This is a genomic window from Pseudomonas sp. 67(2021) (assembly GCF_017491835.1).
GTDB lineage: Bacteria > Pseudomonadota > Gammaproteobacteria > Pseudomonadales > Pseudomonadaceae > Aquipseudomonas > Aquipseudomonas atacamensis.
The window spans coordinates 123620-141234 of sequence record NZ_JAFGYL010000006.1; the positions used below are offsets into that span (position 1 = coordinate 123620).

17 protein-coding genes are annotated in these 17615 nt (G+C 61.5%); 6 read left to right on the forward strand and 11 right to left on the reverse strand.

The features are described from left to right. Positions 1–5 precede the first annotated feature (5 nt). From ybeY to miaB, 3 genes are all read right to left on the reverse strand, one after another. Complete coding sequence (gene ybeY, locus J5M66_RS10495) at positions 6–500, reverse strand: rRNA maturation RNase YbeY (RefSeq protein WP_016773042.1); 495 nt, start codon at positions 498–500, stop codon at positions 6–8. Then, on the reverse strand, positions 493–1485 hold the full coding sequence (locus J5M66_RS10500) for a PhoH family protein (RefSeq protein WP_016773043.1): 993 nt from the start codon (positions 1483–1485) through the stop codon (positions 493–495). The genes ybeY and J5M66_RS10500 overlap by 8 nt, the downstream gene beginning before the upstream one ends. A gap of 214 nt (positions 1486–1699) precedes the next feature. Beyond that, a complete protein-coding gene (gene miaB / locus J5M66_RS10505; protein WP_136494074.1) occupies positions 1700–3028 on the reverse strand; it encodes a tRNA (N6-isopentenyl adenosine(37)-C2)-methylthiotransferase MiaB in 1329 nt (442 codons plus the stop codon). 132 nt (positions 3029–3160) lie between these two features. Here miaB and J5M66_RS10510 point away from each other — a divergent pair, with 132 nt between their 5' ends. Next, entirely contained in the window at positions 3161–3490 is a 330-nt protein-coding gene (locus tag J5M66_RS10510; protein ID WP_016773045.1) for a DUF1820 family protein, read from the forward strand. Between the two features lie 190 nt (positions 3491–3680). On the opposite strand, the gene J5M66_RS10515 is transcribed toward J5M66_RS10510, so the two are convergent. The 4 genes from J5M66_RS10515 to J5M66_RS10530 all read right to left on the reverse strand — a co-directional run bounded on the left by J5M66_RS10515 (position 3681) and on the right by J5M66_RS10530 (position 7198). Beyond that, the gene (locus J5M66_RS10515; RefSeq protein WP_016773046.1) at positions 3681–4235 is read right to left on the reverse strand and encodes a tetratricopeptide repeat protein; all 555 of its coding nucleotides are present in this window, start codon (positions 4233–4235) and stop codon (positions 3681–3683) included. A 224-nt stretch (positions 4236–4459) separates the two neighbouring features. Then, positions 4460–5743 carry a glutamate-1-semialdehyde 2,1-aminomutase gene (gene hemL, locus J5M66_RS10520; protein WP_016773047.1) on the reverse strand — a complete coding sequence of 428 codons (1284 nt, stop codon included), beginning with the start codon at positions 5741–5743 and terminating at the stop codon, positions 4460–4462. 15 nt (positions 5744–5758) lie between these two features. After that, the gene (gene thiE / locus J5M66_RS10525) at positions 5759–6382 is read right to left on the reverse strand and encodes a thiamine phosphate synthase (protein ID WP_024014437.1); all 624 of its coding nucleotides are present in this window, start codon (positions 6380–6382) and stop codon (positions 5759–5761) included. Positions 6383–6400: 18 nt separating this feature from the next. Then, a complete protein-coding gene (locus J5M66_RS10530; RefSeq protein ID WP_007909650.1) occupies positions 6401–7198 on the reverse strand; it encodes a hydroxymethylpyrimidine/phosphomethylpyrimidine kinase in 798 nt (265 codons plus the stop codon). A gap of 301 nt (positions 7199–7499) precedes the next feature. On the opposite strand from J5M66_RS10530, the gene J5M66_RS10535 reads away from it, so the two are divergent. The 4 genes from J5M66_RS10535 to J5M66_RS10550 all read left to right on the forward strand — a co-directional run bounded on the left by J5M66_RS10535 (position 7500) and on the right by J5M66_RS10550 (position 13996). Then, on the forward strand, positions 7500–9851 hold the full coding sequence (locus tag J5M66_RS10535; protein WP_207808216.1) for a hybrid sensor histidine kinase/response regulator: 2352 nt from the start codon (positions 7500–7502) through the stop codon (positions 9849–9851). Between the two features lie 95 nt (positions 9852–9946). Then, positions 9947–11596, forward strand: coding sequence for an acyl-CoA dehydrogenase family protein (locus tag J5M66_RS10540; RefSeq protein WP_207808215.1), 1650 nt, complete (start codon positions 9947–9949; stop codon positions 11594–11596). 192 nt (positions 11597–11788) lie between these two features. Then, entirely contained in the window at positions 11789–13288 is a 1500-nt protein-coding gene (gene amn / locus J5M66_RS10545; RefSeq protein WP_016773051.1) for an AMP nucleosidase, read from the forward strand. Positions 13289–13360: 72 nt separating this feature from the next. After that, on the forward strand, positions 13361–13996 hold the full coding sequence (locus tag J5M66_RS10550) for a pseudouridine synthase (protein WP_016773052.1): 636 nt from the start codon (positions 13361–13363) through the stop codon (positions 13994–13996). Here the strand turns inward: J5M66_RS10550 and J5M66_RS10555 are convergent. Together J5M66_RS10555 and J5M66_RS10560 are read right to left on the reverse strand one after the other, a co-directional pair. Then, positions 13991–14200 carry a DUF2788 domain-containing protein gene (locus J5M66_RS10555; RefSeq protein ID WP_016773053.1) on the reverse strand — a complete coding sequence of 70 codons (210 nt, stop codon included), beginning with the start codon at positions 14198–14200 and terminating at the stop codon, positions 13991–13993. The two genes, J5M66_RS10550 and J5M66_RS10555, sit on opposite strands and share 6 nt — an antisense overlap. A 170-nt stretch (positions 14201–14370) precedes the next feature. Beyond that, positions 14371–14850 carry an Lrp/AsnC family transcriptional regulator gene (locus J5M66_RS10560; RefSeq protein WP_007909658.1) on the reverse strand — a complete coding sequence of 160 codons (480 nt, stop codon included), beginning with the start codon at positions 14848–14850 and terminating at the stop codon, positions 14371–14373. A 449-nt stretch (positions 14851–15299) separates the two neighbouring features. Here J5M66_RS10560 and J5M66_RS10565 point away from each other — a divergent pair, with 449 nt between their 5' ends. Next, positions 15300–16235 (forward strand): DUF6515 family protein, encoded by a 936-nt coding sequence (locus J5M66_RS10565; RefSeq protein WP_207808214.1) that lies wholly within the window; start codon positions 15300–15302, stop codon positions 16233–16235. A 29-nt stretch (positions 16236–16264) separates the two neighbouring features. On the opposite strand, the gene J5M66_RS10570 is transcribed toward J5M66_RS10565, so the two are convergent. Further along, positions 16265–17173 (reverse strand): cation diffusion facilitator family transporter, encoded by a 909-nt coding sequence (locus J5M66_RS10570; protein WP_207808213.1) that lies wholly within the window; start codon positions 17171–17173, stop codon positions 16265–16267. A gap of 13 nt (positions 17174–17186) precedes the next feature. Continuing rightward, positions 17187–17606, reverse strand: a complete 420-nt coding sequence (locus J5M66_RS10575) for a hypothetical protein (RefSeq protein ID WP_016773056.1) — start codon at positions 17604–17606, stop codon at positions 17187–17189. Between the last annotated feature and the right edge of the window lie 9 nt (positions 17607–17615).

Sequence of the window (17615 nt, forward strand, 5' to 3'; positions counted from 1 at the left end):
AGCGATTACTCTGAATCCTTTGTTGTAACGATGGGGGAGTGTTCGGTTTCGTCATCCGCGTACGGATCGGGATAGCCCAGTTCAGCAAGCAACTCGCGTTCCAGTGCTTCCATTTCTTCGGCTTCGTCGTCATCTATATGGTCGTAACCGAGCAGATGCAAGCAACCGTGAATGACCAGATGTGCCCAGTGGGCCTTTAGTTCCTTGCCCTGCTCGGCGGCTTCGCGTTCGACCACGGCCACGCAGATCACCAGATCGCCGAGCAGCGGAATATCGAGAAACTCGTCAGGCACTTCCGCCGGGAACGACAACACATTGGTCGCGTAGTCCTTGTGGCGCCAGGTGTGATTGAGCTCGCGGCCTTCTTCCTCGTCGACCAGACGAATGGTCATTTCCGAATCAGCGCTGCGCTGGCGCAGGGCCAGTTCGCACCACTGGCGGAACTCGGCTTCACTCGGCGCGCTGGCCTCGGTGGCGATTTGCAGATCCAGCTCAAGCATCGCGCGAGGCTTCCTTCGCAGCTTCGGCACGGGTCTCGAAGCGCTCGTAGGCCTCGACGATCCGCTGCACCAACGGGTGGCGCACGACGTCTTTGGGCTGGAAATGGGTGAAGCTGATGCCCGGCACGTCTTTGAGCACTTCGATCACATGGTGCAGGCCGGACTTGGTGCCGCGCGGCAGGTCGACCTGGGTGATGTCGCCGGTGATCACGGCGGTGGAGCCGAAGCCGATGCGCGTGAGGAACATCTTCATCTGCTCGACGGTGGTGTTCTGGCTCTCGTCGAGAATGATGAAGCTGTTGTTCAGCGTACGACCGCGCATGTAGGCCAGCGGCGCGACTTCGATCACCTGTTTCTCGATCAGCTTGGCGACGTATTCGAAACCGAGCATTTCGTACAGCGCGTCGTAGAGCGGGCGCAGGTACGGGTCGATCTTCTGCGACAGGTCGCCGGGCAGGAAGCCGAGTTTTTCCCCCGCTTCGACCGCCGGACGCACCAGCAGGATGCGGCGGATCTGCTCGCGCTCCAGCGCATCTACCGCGCAGGCCACGGCCAGATAGGTCTTGCCGGTACCGGCCGGGCCGATGCCGAAGTTGATGTCGTTACCGAGGATTTCCTTCACGTAGCGCTGCTGATTCAAGCCGCGCGGGCGAATCATGCCTTTCTTGGTGCGCAGGGCGACAGTCGCTTCGGCAGGGGCCGGGTTGTCGATATCTGCTGATTCCTGAATGAACAGGTGCACCAGGTCTGGCGACAGCTCGGTACCCTTGGTTTCCCGGTACAGGCGGCGCAGCAGGTTTTCCGCGGACGTGGTGAGTTTTGGATCGCCAATCAACTCGAACTGGTTTCCGCGATTGCGGATCTCGATGGCCAGGCGCTGTTCGATCAAGCGCAAATGCTCGTCGAATTGCCCGCACAGATTGGCGAAGCGGCGAGCCTCAAAAGGCTCGAGGAGAAAACGATGTGGTTCGATGGGTGCGTTCAAGGTCGTATTTAGCCGCCCTGGGGCAATTAGGATGAAATCAAGGATAACGCCAGTGGCGTGGGTGCGAAAGCTCTTAAATATCTCAGCCGATCAGCGCCGCTGCGCTTTACCTGTGGGAGCGAGCCTGCTCGCGAAGGCGGCGACACATTCAAAATTGATGTGTCTGACAGACCGCCTTCGCGAGCAGGCTCGCTCCCACAGGAGAAATGCGGCGTTATTGAATTAAAGAACCACGCAGTGAGTGCGGTTGCGCGGCGTCGATGTGCACATCGGCGAACTGACCGATCAGGGTGGGATTGTCGCAGCGGAAGTTGACGATACGGTTATTCTCGGTGCGGCCCTGCAGCTCGCCCGGGTCTTTCTTCGAGTAATCGGTCACCAGAATGCGCTGGATCGAACCGACCATTTGTCGGCTGATTTCGAAGCCCTGCTGATTCAAACGATGTTGCAGCGCGTTCAGACGTTCTTTCTTCAATTCTTCCGGGGTGTCGTCGGCCAGATCGGCAGCGGGCGTGCCCGGGCGCTGGCTGTAGACGAACGAATAGGAGAAATCGAAGCCGACATCGGCAATCAGCTTCATGGTCTGCTCGAAGTCTTTCTCGGTCTCGCCCGGGAAGCCGACGATGAAGTCCGAACTGATGCAGATCCCCGGTACGGCGGCGCGCAATTTGCGCAGCTTGGATTTGTACTCCAGCGCCGTGTGGTTGCGCTTCATCGCCGCGAGAATCCGGTCCGAGCCCGACTGCACTGGCAAGTGCAAGTGCTTGACCAGTTCCGGCACTTCGGCGTGGGCCTGGATCAGGCTGTCGGAGAACTCCAGCGGATGCGACGTGGTGTAGCGGATGCGGTCGATGCCATCGACAGCGGCGACCACGCGGATCAGTTCGGCCAGGTCGGCCAGGCGACCGTCGTGGGTCTGGCCGCGATAGCCGTTGACGTTCTGCCCGAGCAAGGTCACTTCACGCACGCCGTGTTCGGCCAGGTGAATGATTTCCGCGATCACGTCTTCGAACGGTCGGCTGACCTCTTCGCCACGGGTGTACGGCACCACGCAGAACGTGCAGTACTTGCTGCAACCTTCCATCACTGACACATAAGCGCTCGGACCGTCGATGCGCGGCTCGGGCAGGTGGTCGAATTTTTCGATTTCCGGGAACGACACGTCGACCTGCGGCAGCTTGCTGCTGCGCGCGGCGTCGATCATTTCCGGCAGACGGTGCAGGGTCTGCGGGCCGAACACCACATCGACGTACGGCGCGCGATCGCGGATCGCCGCGCCTTCCTGACTGGCCACACAACCGCCGACGGCGATGACCATGTCCGGGTTGGCCAGCTTCAGTTCGCGCCAGCGGCCGAGTTGCGAATACACGCGGTCTTGCGCGCGTTCGCGGATCGAGCAGGTGTTGAGCAGAATCACGTCGGCGTCTTCCGCGCGAGCGGTGACTTCCAGGGCCTGATGTTCGCCCAGCAGATCGACCATGCGCGAGCTGTCGTACTCGTTCATCTGGCAACCGTGGGTTTCGATGTAAAGCTTCTTGGCCATGGATTCGGGTCGTCACGTGATTCAAAGAACCGCGCATTATAGGGAACAAGCCGTCAGGTTCCTACCGCTGTGCGTCCGGTGGCTATGCTATAGTTCGCGCCCTCATTTTTACCCCGATGTTATCCGCCCGCCATGACCAAACGCGAAGCTCCAATCTACAAGGTGATTTTCCTCAACCAGGGCCAGGTGTTCGAAATGTACGCCAAGCAGATCTATCAAAGTGATCTGTGGGGTTTCCTGGAAGTTGAAGAATTCGTCTTTGGCGAGCGTACGCAAATGGTCGTCGACCCGAGCGAAGAAAAGCTCAAGGCGCAATTCGAAGGCGTGGTGCGCAGCTTTGTACCGATGCATTCGATCGTGCGCATCGACGAAGTGGAACGTCTGGGCACGCCGAAAATCAGCGAAGCCCGGGGCGCGGTCGGCAATGTCATGCCGTTTCCGATGCCGATGCCTGAGAAGTAAGCACAGCTTTGGATTTGGAATGATGTTGTGGCGAGGGGATTTAGCGAAACGTCGCACCGCCCCGCTCGGCTGCGAAGCAGTCGCAATCCATCCAGCAATATGTGTCAGACAGAACCGGGTTGCAGGGTTTGGGGCCGCTTCGCAGCCCAACGGGGATAAATCCCCTCGCCACAGGTAATCTCCACAGCCTTTAGGGCAGTGGGGAGAATGGCGTGCGCCCGTCGGCGTTCTGCAGTTCCATCAGGTATTTGCGGAAAATCTGCCCGAGCACCTGAGTGGCGGTTTCGAGATCTTCGCGGGACATTTTTTCCGAGACTTCGTCAGCCGTGTCCAATGCCTCTTCAGCACCATTGACCGCTGCCATCTTCAGCACGATGTAGGCCTGGATATTGTTGGCCTGCACGCCTTCACCGTGGAAGAACATGCTGCCGAGCTTGAATTGCGCCTGGGCGTGGCCTTGCAGCGAGGCCTTTTCGAAATAGCTCAGGGCTTGATTGAGGTCGCGCGGCGCGTTCTTGCCGTCGTAGTAGAACTCACCCAACTCGTATTGCGCTTGCGCGTCCCCTTCGTCCGCCGCTTTCTGGCAGGCGGCCAATGCCTGCGTGACGTCTTGCGGCTGAGTATTGAGGGTGCAACGACCCATCGCCGGGATCAACAACGAGTTGCCGCCTGCTTGTGCATGCGCGAGCAGGGGCTGAAGGAGCAACAGGCAGCCCAATGCAAGGGTGCGGCCGGTGCGGTTCATGGGAATCGACTTACCTCTGAAGGGCACGCGGACCCGTCGAGGGATCCAATAAGCGCGCATTATGAAATAAGCAGGGCCAACCTTACAAAGTCTTTACTCGTTTTTCTGCTGCGTGGGGAATATATCGCCCGATTCAGGCAGGATTTTCGCAGACGCGTCGGAAAAACCGAGCGGATGTAGGCGAAAGCTGACGCTGGCCATAGCCAACGTCAGCGGTACGGCGACTATTTCAATGCGGCGAAGGCGCGCTCGGCAGCGTCCAGCGTCAGTTGCAACTCGGCTTCGCCGTGGGCGATCGAGGTGAAACCGGCTTCGAAAGCGCTCGGCGCCAGGTACACGCCACCTTCGAGCATCAAGTGGAAGAAGCGACCGAACATTGCCGCGTCGCTGGCCATCACGTCGTCGAAGGTGACGATGTCGTCGGCGCCGCTGAAGTACAGACCGAACATGCCGCCGGCCTGAGTGGTCACGAACGGGATGCCCGCAGCATCGGCACGCTGCTGCAGACCGTCGAGCATGCGCGCGGTGTAGTCGGTCAGTTCGGCGTGGAAGCCCGGGCGGCTGATCAGGCGCAGGGTCGTCAGGCCGGCAGCCATCGCCAGTGGATTACCCGACAACGTACCGGCCTGATACACCGGGCCCAGTGGGGCGATGCGCTGCATGATCTCGCGTTTGCCACCGAAGCAGCCCACCGGCATACCGCCGCCGATGATCTTGCCGAACGTGGTCAGGTCCGGCGTCACACCGTAGTGCGCCTGGGCACCGCCGAGGGCGACGCGGAAACCGGTCATCACTTCGTCGAAAATCAACACCACGCCGTGCTTGTCACACAGCGAACGCAGGCCTTCGAGGAAGCCCGGCGCTGGCGGCACGCAGTTCATGTTGCCGGCGACCGGTTCGACGATGATGCACGCCACGTCCTCGCCCACTTCGGCGAGCATCGCTTCAACCGCGTCGATGTCGTTGAACGGCAGGGTCAGGGTGTGTTTGGCGAAGGCTGCCGGCACGCCGGCCGAGCTCGGTACGCCCTGGGTCAGAGCGCCGGAACCGGCCTTGACCAGCAGGCTGTCGGAGTGGCCGTGGTAGCAGCCTTCGAATTTGATGATGCTGTCGCGACCGGTGTAACCACGGGCCAGACGGATCGCGCTCATGGTCGCTTCGGTGCCGGAGCTGACCATGCGCACCATGTCCATCGACGGCACCAGCGAGCAGACCAGATCGGCCATCTCGGTTTCCATCGACGTCGGCGCGCCGTAGGACAGGCCGTGTTGCAGCTGATTGCGCACCGCGTCGAGCACGTCCGGATGGCTGTGGCCGAGGATCATCGGCCCCCACGAACCCACGTAATCGACATAACGCTTGTCATCTTCGTCGGTGACGTAAGCGCCTTCGGCGTGTTTGAAGAACAGCGGGGTGCCGCCGACGCTCTTGAACGCGCGCACCGGCGAGTTGACGCCGCCGGGGATGTGTTTCTGAGCATTGGCAAACAGGGTTTCGGAACGAGACATGATCGGGCTCTCAAATCAGATTTTCAGAAGTTCGTTGAAGGCGCGGGCGCGGCGGGTCACTTCGGCGCTGCTCTCGGCGCCGAACAAACCGTGGATCACGGCGAGCAGATCGACACCGTGCTCGACCAGTGGCGCGGCGTTATCGAGGGTGATCCCGCCGATCGCGCAGACCGGCAAGTGCAGCGTGCGTTTGGCTTCGTCGAGCAAGTCGAGGCTGCAACTCGGCGCACCGGGTTTGGTGGTGGAATTGAAGAAGCGGCCAAAGGCAACGTAACTCGCGCCTTCTTTGGCAGCCTGTTCGGCCAGGGCGATTTGCCCGTGACAAGTCGAACCGATGATGGCTTTCGAACCGAGCAGCGCGCGGGTCGGCGACAGCGGGCCGTCGGTCTGCCCGAGGTGCACGCCGACGTTGAGGCGTGCGGCCAGCTCGGCGTCATCGTTGATGATCAGCTGCGTCTTGTAGCGCTCGCACAAGTTGCGCAACGCCTCGGCCTCGCGCAGACGGCGGGCCTCGTCGCTGCTCTTGTCGCGGTATTGCAGCAGGGTGACGCCGCCGTCGAGCGCCGCCTCCACGTAAGACAGAAACTTGCCGGCCAGCAACTGGCTGTCGGTAATGGCATACAGGCCACGGAGTTTCATCGGGCAGACCTCACGACGTTACGAGCAGAAATCCAGCGGCAGGCGACGCGGCACGAACTGGCCTTTGCCCAGTTGTTCGGCATCGCGCAGCGTCCGCCAGGTGTAATCCAGCGCACTGCGCACGGCACTGGCCAGGTGTTCGCCCTGAGCGAGTCGCCCGGCCAAAGCGCTGGCCAGCGTGCAACCGGAGCCGTGATAGCTGCCCGGCAGGCGCTGGCAGATAAAGGTTTCGCGCAGGCCGTCGCGGCTGTACACGCGGTTGTGGATTTCAGTTTCGTCGCCATGGCCGCCGGTAATCAGCAGGTTTTTGACGAATGGCAGGAGTTTTTCCGCGCACTCGTCGGCCGTGCCTTCGGGCAGTTCGGCGAGGATGCGCGCTTCAGGAAGATTGGGCGTGGCAATGATCGACAGCGGCAGCAGACGCTCGCGCATCGCATAGCCGACCTCGTCCTTGCCCAGGCGTCCGCCGCCGCCGGCACGCAGCACCGGGTCGCAGACCACTGGCAGGTGCGGGTGCGCCGAGAGCAGTTCGACCACGGTGTCGACCATCTCCAGCGACCCGAGCATGCCCAGTTTCACTGCGGCGACTTCGGAGTCGTTGAGCACGGCGTTGGCCTGGGCCAGTACCCACTCACGGTCGAGGACGCGGAAGTCAGTGACGTTGACGGTGTCTTGCACGGTCAGGGCGGTGACGGCCGGAGCCGCATGGCAACCCTGCGCGAGCAGGGCTTCGATATCTGCCTGCAAGCCGGCGCCACCACTGGGGTCGTGGCCGGAGAGACAGAGGACAACGGGGCGGGAGCTGTAGATATTCATGGTGCGCGAGCTTACCACCAAAGCTGATTTTGGGGTGTGGGTGGCAGAGCAAGATAAATGCAGGAGCTGCCGGAGGCTGCGATCTTTGACGTTCCTGACCATTCCAACAGCTCTATCTCGGTGCTTTGCCCTGGAACGCCCGTTCTAGAGCCGTTGTAGGAAAAATTTCCATGGTGCTCAATGGCCATCAACGGCTATGCTAGGCTGGATCCAAACAATCACAGGTAATACCGGTTTTACGTCTACTCAAAGGGAATGGGGGGCTTCCTGACACAACCGGACGAGCCACGCTGGGGCTTCAATGCGCTATTTGCTGATGTTGCTGTTCTGCTTGCCCCTTATGGCGAGCGCCGTCGAATTCGACGAATTCACCCAGAGCCTGCCACTGGGCCGATCGCTGCAAGTGTTCGAAGACCCGAGCGGTCAGGCGACGATTGCCGACGTCCGTGCGCAAGACGCCGCCGGTCAGTTCAAAGCTCACGACAAAGCCACGCTCAACGCCGGTTACTCGCGTTCGGCGTTCTGGCTGAAGATCGACCTGCATTACCGCCCGAGCAACCCGGCCGCCCAGCGCACCTGGCTACTGGAACTGGCGTATCCGCCACTCGATCACCTCGATCTTTACTTGCCTGATGCCACCGGTGCATACCGACTGGTGCGCCAGACCGGCGATGCCTTGCCCTTCGCCAGTCGCGAGATCCGCCAGAACAATTACCTGTTCGACTTGCCGTTCAAACCGGATCAACAGCAGACGCTGTACCTGCGACTGGCCAGCGAAGGCTCGATCCAGGCGCCGGTGACGTTGTGGTCGAGCACCGCGTACCTCGAAGACCAACCGGTGCGCCTGTATGTGCTCGGCATCATTTATGGCGTGCTGTTGGGGATGCTGGTCTACAACCTGTTCATTTACCTGAGCGTGCGCGACACCAGCTACCTCTATTACATCTTCTATATCGGCTCGTTCGGCCTCTATCAATTGTCGGTGAATGGCGCGGCGGTCGAGTATTTCTGGCCGGACAACCCATGGTGGGCCAACGCCGCGACGCCATTCTTCATCGGTTGCGCCGGGCTGTTCGGCAGCCAGTTCGCCCGCAGTTTCCTGCAGACCAAGACCCACAGCCCCTGGCTGGATCGCTTGCTGATCGGCCTGATTGCCTTCAGTGCGCTGGTGATCGGCCTGTCGCTGATGACCAGTTACGCCCTGGCCCTGCGCCTGGCGACCACACTGGCGCTGACCTTCACCGTGGTGATCTTTGCCGCCGGGATTCTTGCCTGGTGGCGCGGCTTGCGCGTGGCGCGTTACTTCATCATCGCCTGGTCGGCGTTCCTGCTCGGCGGCATCGTCAATACGCTGATGGTGCTGGGCCTGCTGCCCAACGTGTTCCTGACCATGTACGCCAGCCAGATCGGCTCGGCGATCGAGGTTGCGCTGCTGTCGCTGGCGCTGGCCGATCGCATCAACGCCATGCGCGAACAACAGGCGCAGACTTTGTTCGACGCCGGGCAGAAACTCGAAGTGCTCAACCAGCAACTGGCCCACAGCAACAAGCTCAAGGACGAATTCCTCGCGACGCTGACCCACGAATTGCGCACGCCGATGAACGGCGTGATCGGTTCGCTGGAGCTGATGCAGACCGTCGACCTCGATCCCGAGCTTGAGCAATATCAACAGACCGCCGCCGGTTCCGCCCGCGACATGATGCGCATGGTCAATGGCATCCTCACGCTCACTGAGTTGCAGGCCGGCAAGCTCAAGGCGACGCCGGGCAGTTTCAGCCTGCGCGGCGTGATCGAAGCGTTGCGCGTGCAGTTCGAAGGCAATGCAGCGAGCAAGTCGCTGGACTTCAAGGTCGAGGTGCTGCCGACCCTGCCGGATCGCTTGCTCGGCGACAGCGCGAAACTGGCGCAGTGCCTGGAATGCCTGCTGGACAATGCGATCAAGTTCACCCGCGTCGGCGGGTTGGCGCTGCGCGTCACCGGGCGGCCGTCGGCGGATGAGCGCATGGCGCTGTCGTTTGCGGTGATCGACACCGGTATCGGTTTCACTGATCTGGGCGAGGCGACCCTGTATCAGCGTTTCTTCCAGCTCGACGGTTCGATGACTCGCGAATACGGCGGCCTGGGGGTGGGTCTGGCGATCTGCCGGCAACTGGTCGAGTTGCTCGGCGGCAAACTCACCCATCGCTCCGAGCCCGGACGCGGCAGCCGCTTCCAGCTCGATGTCGAATTCGAACTGCCGGTGATCGAAGCGCCTGCGGATCAGCCGCCTCGCGATTGCATTCGTGCGCCGCAGGACTGCACAGTGCTGCTGGTGGACGACAACAGCGTCAATCAACTGGTGATGCGCGGCATGTTGCTCAAGCTCGGTTTCCGCGTGCGCAGCGCGGATAACGGCGCCGCTGCGCTGGACTGCCTGCAACGGGAAAGCTTCGATGCAGTGCTGATCGATTGCCAGTTGCCCAACCACGAAGGCGCATCGCTGTGCTGCCAGATCCATGCATTGCCAGGCTGCGCGCATTTGCCAGTGTTCATGCTGGCGCTGGGTGCGGATCGCGAACAATGCGCCCCGGGCGCGCCTATCGACTATCTGCACAAACCGGTGAAATTCGAGGATCTGCAGGCTGCCTTGCAGCGCCGCGTGCTCAGTTGCTGATGGGGTAAAAGCGCCGCAAAAACGGCGTCTATGACACTTTGTTCAAAAAAGCACCAGTGCTTAACTGGTGCCATTGCTGAACACGGAGCGCCGTCATGAACCTGCATCAGTTCGCCGAAACCCACGAAGTCACCAATCAGCCGCCGTCGCTGGACGGCACCAACCTGTACCGCATCGACCTGCCGCTGCAGGAGTGGTCGCGGCGTTTTGGTGCCGGTTGGGCCGAGTCGCGCATCGATGCCTATGGCGCACTGGCGGGTGGGCCGCTGATGGAAGCGGGGTTTCTCGCCAACCAGAACAAACCGGTATTTGCCAGCCATGATCGCTACGGCCATCGCATCGATCTGGTCGAGTTTCACCCGGCTTACCACGAGCTCATGCGCACTGCGATCGAACATGGCCTGACCTCGCTGCCTTGGGCACACCCGCAGGACGGCGCGCATGTCGCCCGCGCGTCGATGACCTATCTGCACAGCCAGGCCGAGGCCGGCAGTGGTTGCCCGCTGACCATGACTTTCGCCAGCGTGCCGGCCCTGCGCTTGCAGCCTGACCTGGCCGAACAGTGGCTGCCGAAAGTCCTCGCCACCGAATACGATCCACGCAACGTCGGCATGGCGCACAAGGCCGGCGTGACCATCGGCATGGCGATGACCGAGAAGCAGGGCGGCACCGACGTTCGCGCCAACACCACCAAAGCCTATCCGGTCGGCGCCAGCGGCCCGGGTCAGGCCTATGAGCTGGTCGGGCACAAGTGGTTCTGCTCGGCGCCGATGTGCGACGCCTTCCTGACATTGGCGCAAACCGACAAGGGCTTGAGTTGCTTCCTGCTGCCGCGCCATCGCCCGGACGACACGCGCAATCAGTTCTACATCCAGCGTCTGAAAAACAAACTCGGCAACCAGTCCAACGCCTCCAGCGAAGTGGAGTTTCGTGGGGCGCTGGCATGGATGATCGGCGAAGAAGGGCGCGGCGTGCCGACCATTATCGAAATGGTGGCGATGACCCGCTTCGATTGCATGGTCGGCTCCAGCTCGCTGATGCGCCAGGCACTGACCCAGGCCAGCCATCACTGCGCGCATCGCAAGGTCGGCGGCAAATTGCTCAGCGAGCAGCCGCTGATGCAAAACGTGCTGGCCGATCTGGCGCTGGAGAGCGAAGCGGCGTTGGCGCTGAGTCTGCGCATGGGCAAGGCGCTGGACCATCTGAATGATCGCCACGAAGCGCAGTTCGCGCGGCTGGTGACGGCAGTGGGCAAATACTGGATCTGCAAGCGCGCGCCAGGAATGATCAACGAAGCCGCCGAATGCATGGGCGGTGCTGGATATGTCGAGGACAGCATCCTGCCGCGCCTGTACCGGGAAGCGCCGGTGAACTCGACGTGGGAAGGGTCGGGGAATGTGCAATGTCTCGACGTGCTGCGCGCTCTTTCGAAGGAGCCGGGCGTGCTCGATGTGCTGTTCAGCGAACTGGGCGACGGCCATGGCGACAAACGTCTGGCCGCGCACATTCAGCAGTTGCAGGCGCAGTTCAAGGACACCAGTGACATTCAGTATCGGGCGCGGCAGTTGACCGAAGACATTGCGCTCGGTTTGCAGGCCAAGCTTCTATTGGAGGCGGGGAATTCAGCCGTAAGCGATGCTTTCATTGCCAGCCGTCTGAGCGGTGGCGGTCGCGTCTACGGCGCGTTGCCGCGTGGGCTGGACGTTGAAGCGATCGTCGCCCGCTCGACTCCACAGCTTTTCTGACCGCAATTTTCCCGACACCACAAAACCCTGTGGGAGCTGGCTTGCCAGCGATGGCGGTCTGTCAGTCAACATCGATGTTGAATGTGATGGCCTCATCGCTGGCAAGCCAGCTCCCACAGGGATTCGGGTTAACTGAAAGATTTCGGTACACCCACAACGCCACTGTTCCCGTGCGTCCACGATGCAGGCAAGATGAAGCTCTGCAAGTCAGAACACAGGAAGCTGATCGTGACCGAAGCGTTTATTGTCGTTCAAACCGCCGAACAAGCCGTGGATCGTCTGGCCGAGCTGCATGAGCGGGCCACCACTGCGCTGAATTCTGCCCTCAAGCGTTACCTCAAGGACCGCGTCGAGCCCGACGCCGAACAGCGTGCCCTGTTTCGTTATCCCGAACTGCGTCTGACCTACCACTGCCAGGGCGAAGTGCCGCAGACCACCCGCGCTTACGCCAAGGTGCAGTTGCCCGGTACTTACAGCGTCACCGTCACCCACCCGGCGGCGTTTCGCAAATACCTGCTCGAACAACTGACGCCGTTGATGCACGACTTCACCGTGACCGTCGAAGTCGGCGTCAGCCAGCAGAACATTCCGTATCCGTATGTGGTCGAGCAGGGCGATGAACTGGCCGGTTCCGGCGTCACTGCAGCGGTGCTGGCGCGGGTGTTCCCGAGCACCGATCTGTCCGCCGCTACCGATGGCATTGCCGACGGCCTCTACGACTGGGAAAACACCGATCCGCTGCCACTGGCACTGTTCGACGCCGCGCGCGTGGATTTCTCGCTGCGCCGGCTGGTGCATTACACCGGCAGTGACTGGCGCCATGTGCAGCCGTGGATTCTGCTGACCAACTATCATCGCTACGTCGATCAGTTCATCGTTCATGGTCTGGAGCAGTTGCGCCGCGACCCGCGTTTCGTGCGCATGGTCCTGCCGGGCAACGTGATCATCGAGAAGAGCATGGACCACGGCGAAGCCTCGGCGATTGCCGCCGGTGTGGTCTGGCACCGTTACCAGATGCCGGCCTATCACCTGATCGCCAGCGATGGCCACGGCGTGACGCTGGTCAACATCGGTGTCGGCCCGTCCAACGCCAAGAACATCACCGATCACCTGGCCGTGCTGCGCCCGCATTGCTGGCTGATGATCGGCCACTGCGGCGGCCTGCGTCAGTCGCAGACCATCGGCGACTACGTGCTGGCTCACGCCTACATGCGCCGCGACGGCATTCTTGATCGTGTGGTGCCGCCGAATATTCCGATCCCGGCACTGGCCGAAGTGCAGCTTGCGCTTCAACAGGCAGCGGCGAATGTCACCGGAGAGAAAGGCGACGACTTGAAGAAACGCCTGCGCACCGGCACGGTTCTGACCTACGACGACCGTAACTGGGAACTGCGCTGGGCTCAGGAGCGGCCGCTGATCAACCTGTCCCGCGCGGTTGCGGTGGACATGGAAAGCGGCACGATTGCAGCGCAAGGTTATCGCCTGCGTGTGCCTTACGGCACGTTGCTCTGCGTTTCGGACAAGCCGCTGCACAGCGAAATCAAACTGCCGGGCTCGGCCAACGCCTTCTATGAGCGCGCGGTCAGCCAGCATTTGAAAATCGGCATCGAAGCGGTGGATCTGCTGCGTACCGAACTCAACTCGCTGCACTCGCGCAAGTTGCGCAGCTTCGACGAGCCGCCGTTCCGTTAACGGTTAGTCGTGGTCATTTGGCGGTCGGGGCACTAGCATTGTCAGCCCTGATCGCTAAATGTTCTGTCTCTTATGTCCCGTCCCCCGCGTCCACCTTCCCGCCGTCCCGGCGTGAAGCCTCAGTCTTCTGCCCCGCGCCGTGTTGCCAAGGCACCACCGGCCGAGCCGAAACTGATCCTGTTCAACAAACCCTTCGATGTGCTGACGCAATTCAGCGACGGTGAAGGGCGGGCGACACTCAAGGATTACATCGATGTGCCGGGGATTTACCCGGCCGGACGTCTGGATCGCGACAGCGAAGGTTTGTTGCTGCTGACCAACGACGGCCAGTTGCAGGCGCGCATCGCCGATCCGAAACACAAACTGGCGAAGACTTATTGGGTGCAGGTGGAGGGCGAGCCGACGGCCGAGCAGTTGCAGCGCCTGCGTGATGGCGTCGAGCTGAATGACGGCATGACTCTGCCCGCCGAAGCGCGGCAACTGGCTGAGCCGCAATTGTGGCCGCGCAATCCGCCGGTACGCTTTCGCGCGACCATACCGACTTCATGGCTGGAACTGGTGATTCGCGAAGGACGCAACCGTCAGGTGCGGCGCATGACGGCGGCGGTCGGGCTGCCGACGTTGCGTCTGGTGCGGGTCAGGATTGGCGACTGGACGATTGAAGGGCTGGATCAGGGCCAGTGGCAGGAAGTGCCGGCGCGCTTATAAGGCGCCGGATTCGATCAGGCCGATCACCACACTCTTGATGATGAACGCGGCCACGCCCAGGCCCAGCACGAAAAACAGAATGAACGAGCCGAACCGCCCGGCCTTGGACTTCTTCGCCAGATCCCAGACGATGAAACCCATGAAAATGATCAGGATGCTGACCAGACCGGTCATCATCCACTCTTCGAACAGTGCTGGATCCATTGGCGATCTCCGGCGCGGACAGGGCTGAAAGGGCGGCGGCGAGTATACGCCAAGGGCGGATGGCGGGGCATTGATCTGCGTCGCCTGTGCCGGCCCCTTCGCGAGCAGGCTCGCTCCCACAGGTTGAAATGCATTCCCCTGTGGGAGCGAGCCTGCTCGCGAAAGCGATATCAGCTACGCAAATGAGTCAGCGGCAGTTCGGTGCTGTTGAGCACCTGGTTCAGCACAAAACTCGACCGCACGCTGGTGACCCCTTCAATCCGGGTCAGGTGCCCCAGCAGTAATTTCTGATAGTGATCCATATCCGGCACCACCACTTTCAACTGGTAGTCAGCATCCACTCCGGTCACCAGACTGCACTCCAGCACTTGCGGCAATGTGCGGATTGCCGCTTCGAAATTCTCGAAGCGTTCCGGCGTGTGCCGGTCCATGCCGATCAGCACATACGCGGTCAGACTCAGCCCGAGCATCTTGCGATCGAGCAATGCAACCTGGCGCGAGATATAGCCATCGTCTTCCAGTTGCTTGACCCGGCGCGAGCAAGGCGAGGGCGACAGACCGATGCGCTCGGCCAGTTCCTGGTTGGAGATACGGGCGTCGCGCTGCAATTCCGCCAAAATACTCAGGTCATACCGGTCGAGTTTGCTCATCAATCTGTCCTTGGTCGTAACTATTGCGGCGGATTATCTATCCAGGGTTAAAAATTGCGCAAGCAGTGTTTAATTGAGCAATTTTCGCAATCCTCTGTCGCGGCTTCAGGCCTATTCTTATCACCAGAATCACTGCTCGGTAACACAGTCCACGCGGCCCGCCCAATCAGGCCCGCCGCGGCCGCCACCCCCACCGGGGATGTGCCGGCCCCCGAGCTGCACACTGTCCAGAAGACGGCGTGAGGTGAGCCGACGTCAAAAGCGTCGAGCCAGGACGAAGTTCTCAGAAGGGAGGCCGACGGGTCTCCCTTTTTTCTTGCCTGCGATTTCATCTTGGCGCCTCAATAAATATGTCCCGCGACTGATAACCTGTTGCAGAACCCGGTGGGGCTGTTTCGAGTCTCAGCAACAAGCCCTGCCAACGACAGGCTCCCGCAGTGAGGAAAAGCATGAATTCGCGCATCTGGCGTCTGGCCGGTGTTGGTTTGCTGTGTGTGGGTGTCAGTGCGCAAGCGCTGGCCGATGAGCCGCAGATTCGTGGGCCGGGCAACGGGCCGCAGAACGACGGGATCATCCGTGGCGACAACAGCCGTCAGTTCGAGCACAACGGCCAGCCGCATAACAATGACGGTCAATGGCAGAACCGCAACCGTGCCGATGAGCGTCCGCAACCGCCTCGCCAGCCGGGCAACAACCTGCCGATCCAGCCGCGACCCGACGCCGTGCGCCAGACCCAGGAACCGCGTCAGGGTTACTACCGCGACGAGCGCCCGCAGAATGGTTACCACAATCAGCAATGGCAGACGCAGCCGCGTCCCGATGACAACCGCTGGCCGGGACGGCCGAACGGTCATGGCAATGGCTGGGGGCCTGGCCCGCAGTATCGTCCGGGCCATGTGATCGACCGTTTCCCGGATCGTGATTACCGCGTGCCGTATCGCGGTCAGGATTACTTCTATTCCGGCGGCTACTGGTATCGCCCGCAAGGCCCGCGCTACATCGTCGTGCAACCACCGCGCGGGATCCGCATCCAGTATTTGCCGGATTACGCCCGTGAAGTGTGGATCGGCGGCTCGCTGCTGTTCCTCGCCGCCGGCTCGTATTACGCCTATCAAGAGGCGACGCAGGATTACGTGGTGGTCGAGCCGCCGCTGCAGCAACCGCCGCAACCACAATCTCAAGGCTATGACGTCGAAGCCTATCCGGCCAACGGCCAGTCGCCGCAGCAAGTGCAGCAGGACGGTTACCAGTGCTCTCAGTACGCGGTGCAGCAAAGCGGTTTCGACCCGCGCACCGCGACCTATCAACCGGCACCCGAAGTGGTTCAGGCCTATCGCCAGGCGCAGGGCAACTGCCTGAGCAGTCGCGGTTATCAGGTCAGATAGGGGCAGCTGCACAAGCTACAAGCTGCAAGCTACAAGCTTGAAGCTAGAGGCTTTTCGCTTGTGGCTGCTTTTACAGGATCGGCGTGGACCAGTACCTCGGCTCTGGGATAAGCCTTGTGTATTGCCGCCGCCGCTTGATCGCTGATGCCATGGGCGACTGACAGGGTCAGTTCGCCCGGCAATTCCAGGTGCAATTGCACGAACCAGTGGTTGCCCGAGATCCGCGTGCGCAAGTCATGCGCACCCAGTACGCCGGGGACGCTGCACGCCAGTTCGAGCATGTGCTGGCTGACATCGGTCGGCAGTTCCTCGTCCATCAGCACCGAAAAACTTTCCCGGGCAATCTGGATTGCGCTCCAGAAGATGTACGCGGCGATCCCCAGGCCGAACCACGCATCCAGTTGCGCAAAACCCATCCGGGCCAACACCAGCGCGATCAGGATGCTGCCGTTGAGCAGCAGGTCCGAACGGTAATGCAGCGAGTCGGCACGCACGGCGTTGGAGCCGGTCTGCTTGATCACCCGGTGTTGCAGCATCAGCAGCGCGGCAGTCAGCAGCAGGGAAAACACGATCACACCGATGCTCAGCCACGGTGCGCCAAGTGGTTCCGGCGTCTGCAAGCGTTGGTAGGCTTGAAACGCGATCAGCACCGCGCTGCCACCGATGAACAACGCCTGCGCCATGCCCGCCAGCGATTCGGCTTTGCCGTGGCCATAACGGTGATCATCATCCGCCGGGCGCAAGGCGTAATGCACCGCCAGCAGGTTGAGCATCGAGGTGACGCCATCCAGCGCCGAGTCGGTGAGGCCGGCGAGCATGCTCACCGATCCGCTGAGCCACCAGGCAATCGCCTTGGCGACGATCAGCGTGCAGGCGACCGCCACCGAGGCGCGGGTCGCCAGCCGCAGCAGGCGGGCGTGTTCGGGGCTGGAGGTCATTGAACGTCCTTATTCAAGCAGCGGGTTGCAGGCCGAACATCGCCAGTTGCTGAGTGCTGCCCTTGTGCTGGATCAGGCGCGGATCATCCAGAGGAAAATCTCGGCCCAGCTCGCTCTCGAGAATCGCCTGCAACTTGTGATTGTCGACCTGTCCATCCGGGCCGATGGCTTGCTTGAGCTTGGCCGGATCGATCTGCGCGGTGTGGCCCGGTTCGAAATAGATCGCCCCGGTGGCGAAGTCGACGGCAAACGCGATCAGCCCGGGAATGATGTAGAACAGCAGGCCGACGGCATCGAGCACGGCAATCGCCGGGTCGATCTTGCCGTCGATCTGGCCACGGCGGTCCGGGTAGAAAATCGAACCGCACGCCGACAATTGCGTGAGCAGAGTGGCAACCAGAACACCGCCGATCAGGCGAGAGGGTAAGCGCATGGAAATGTC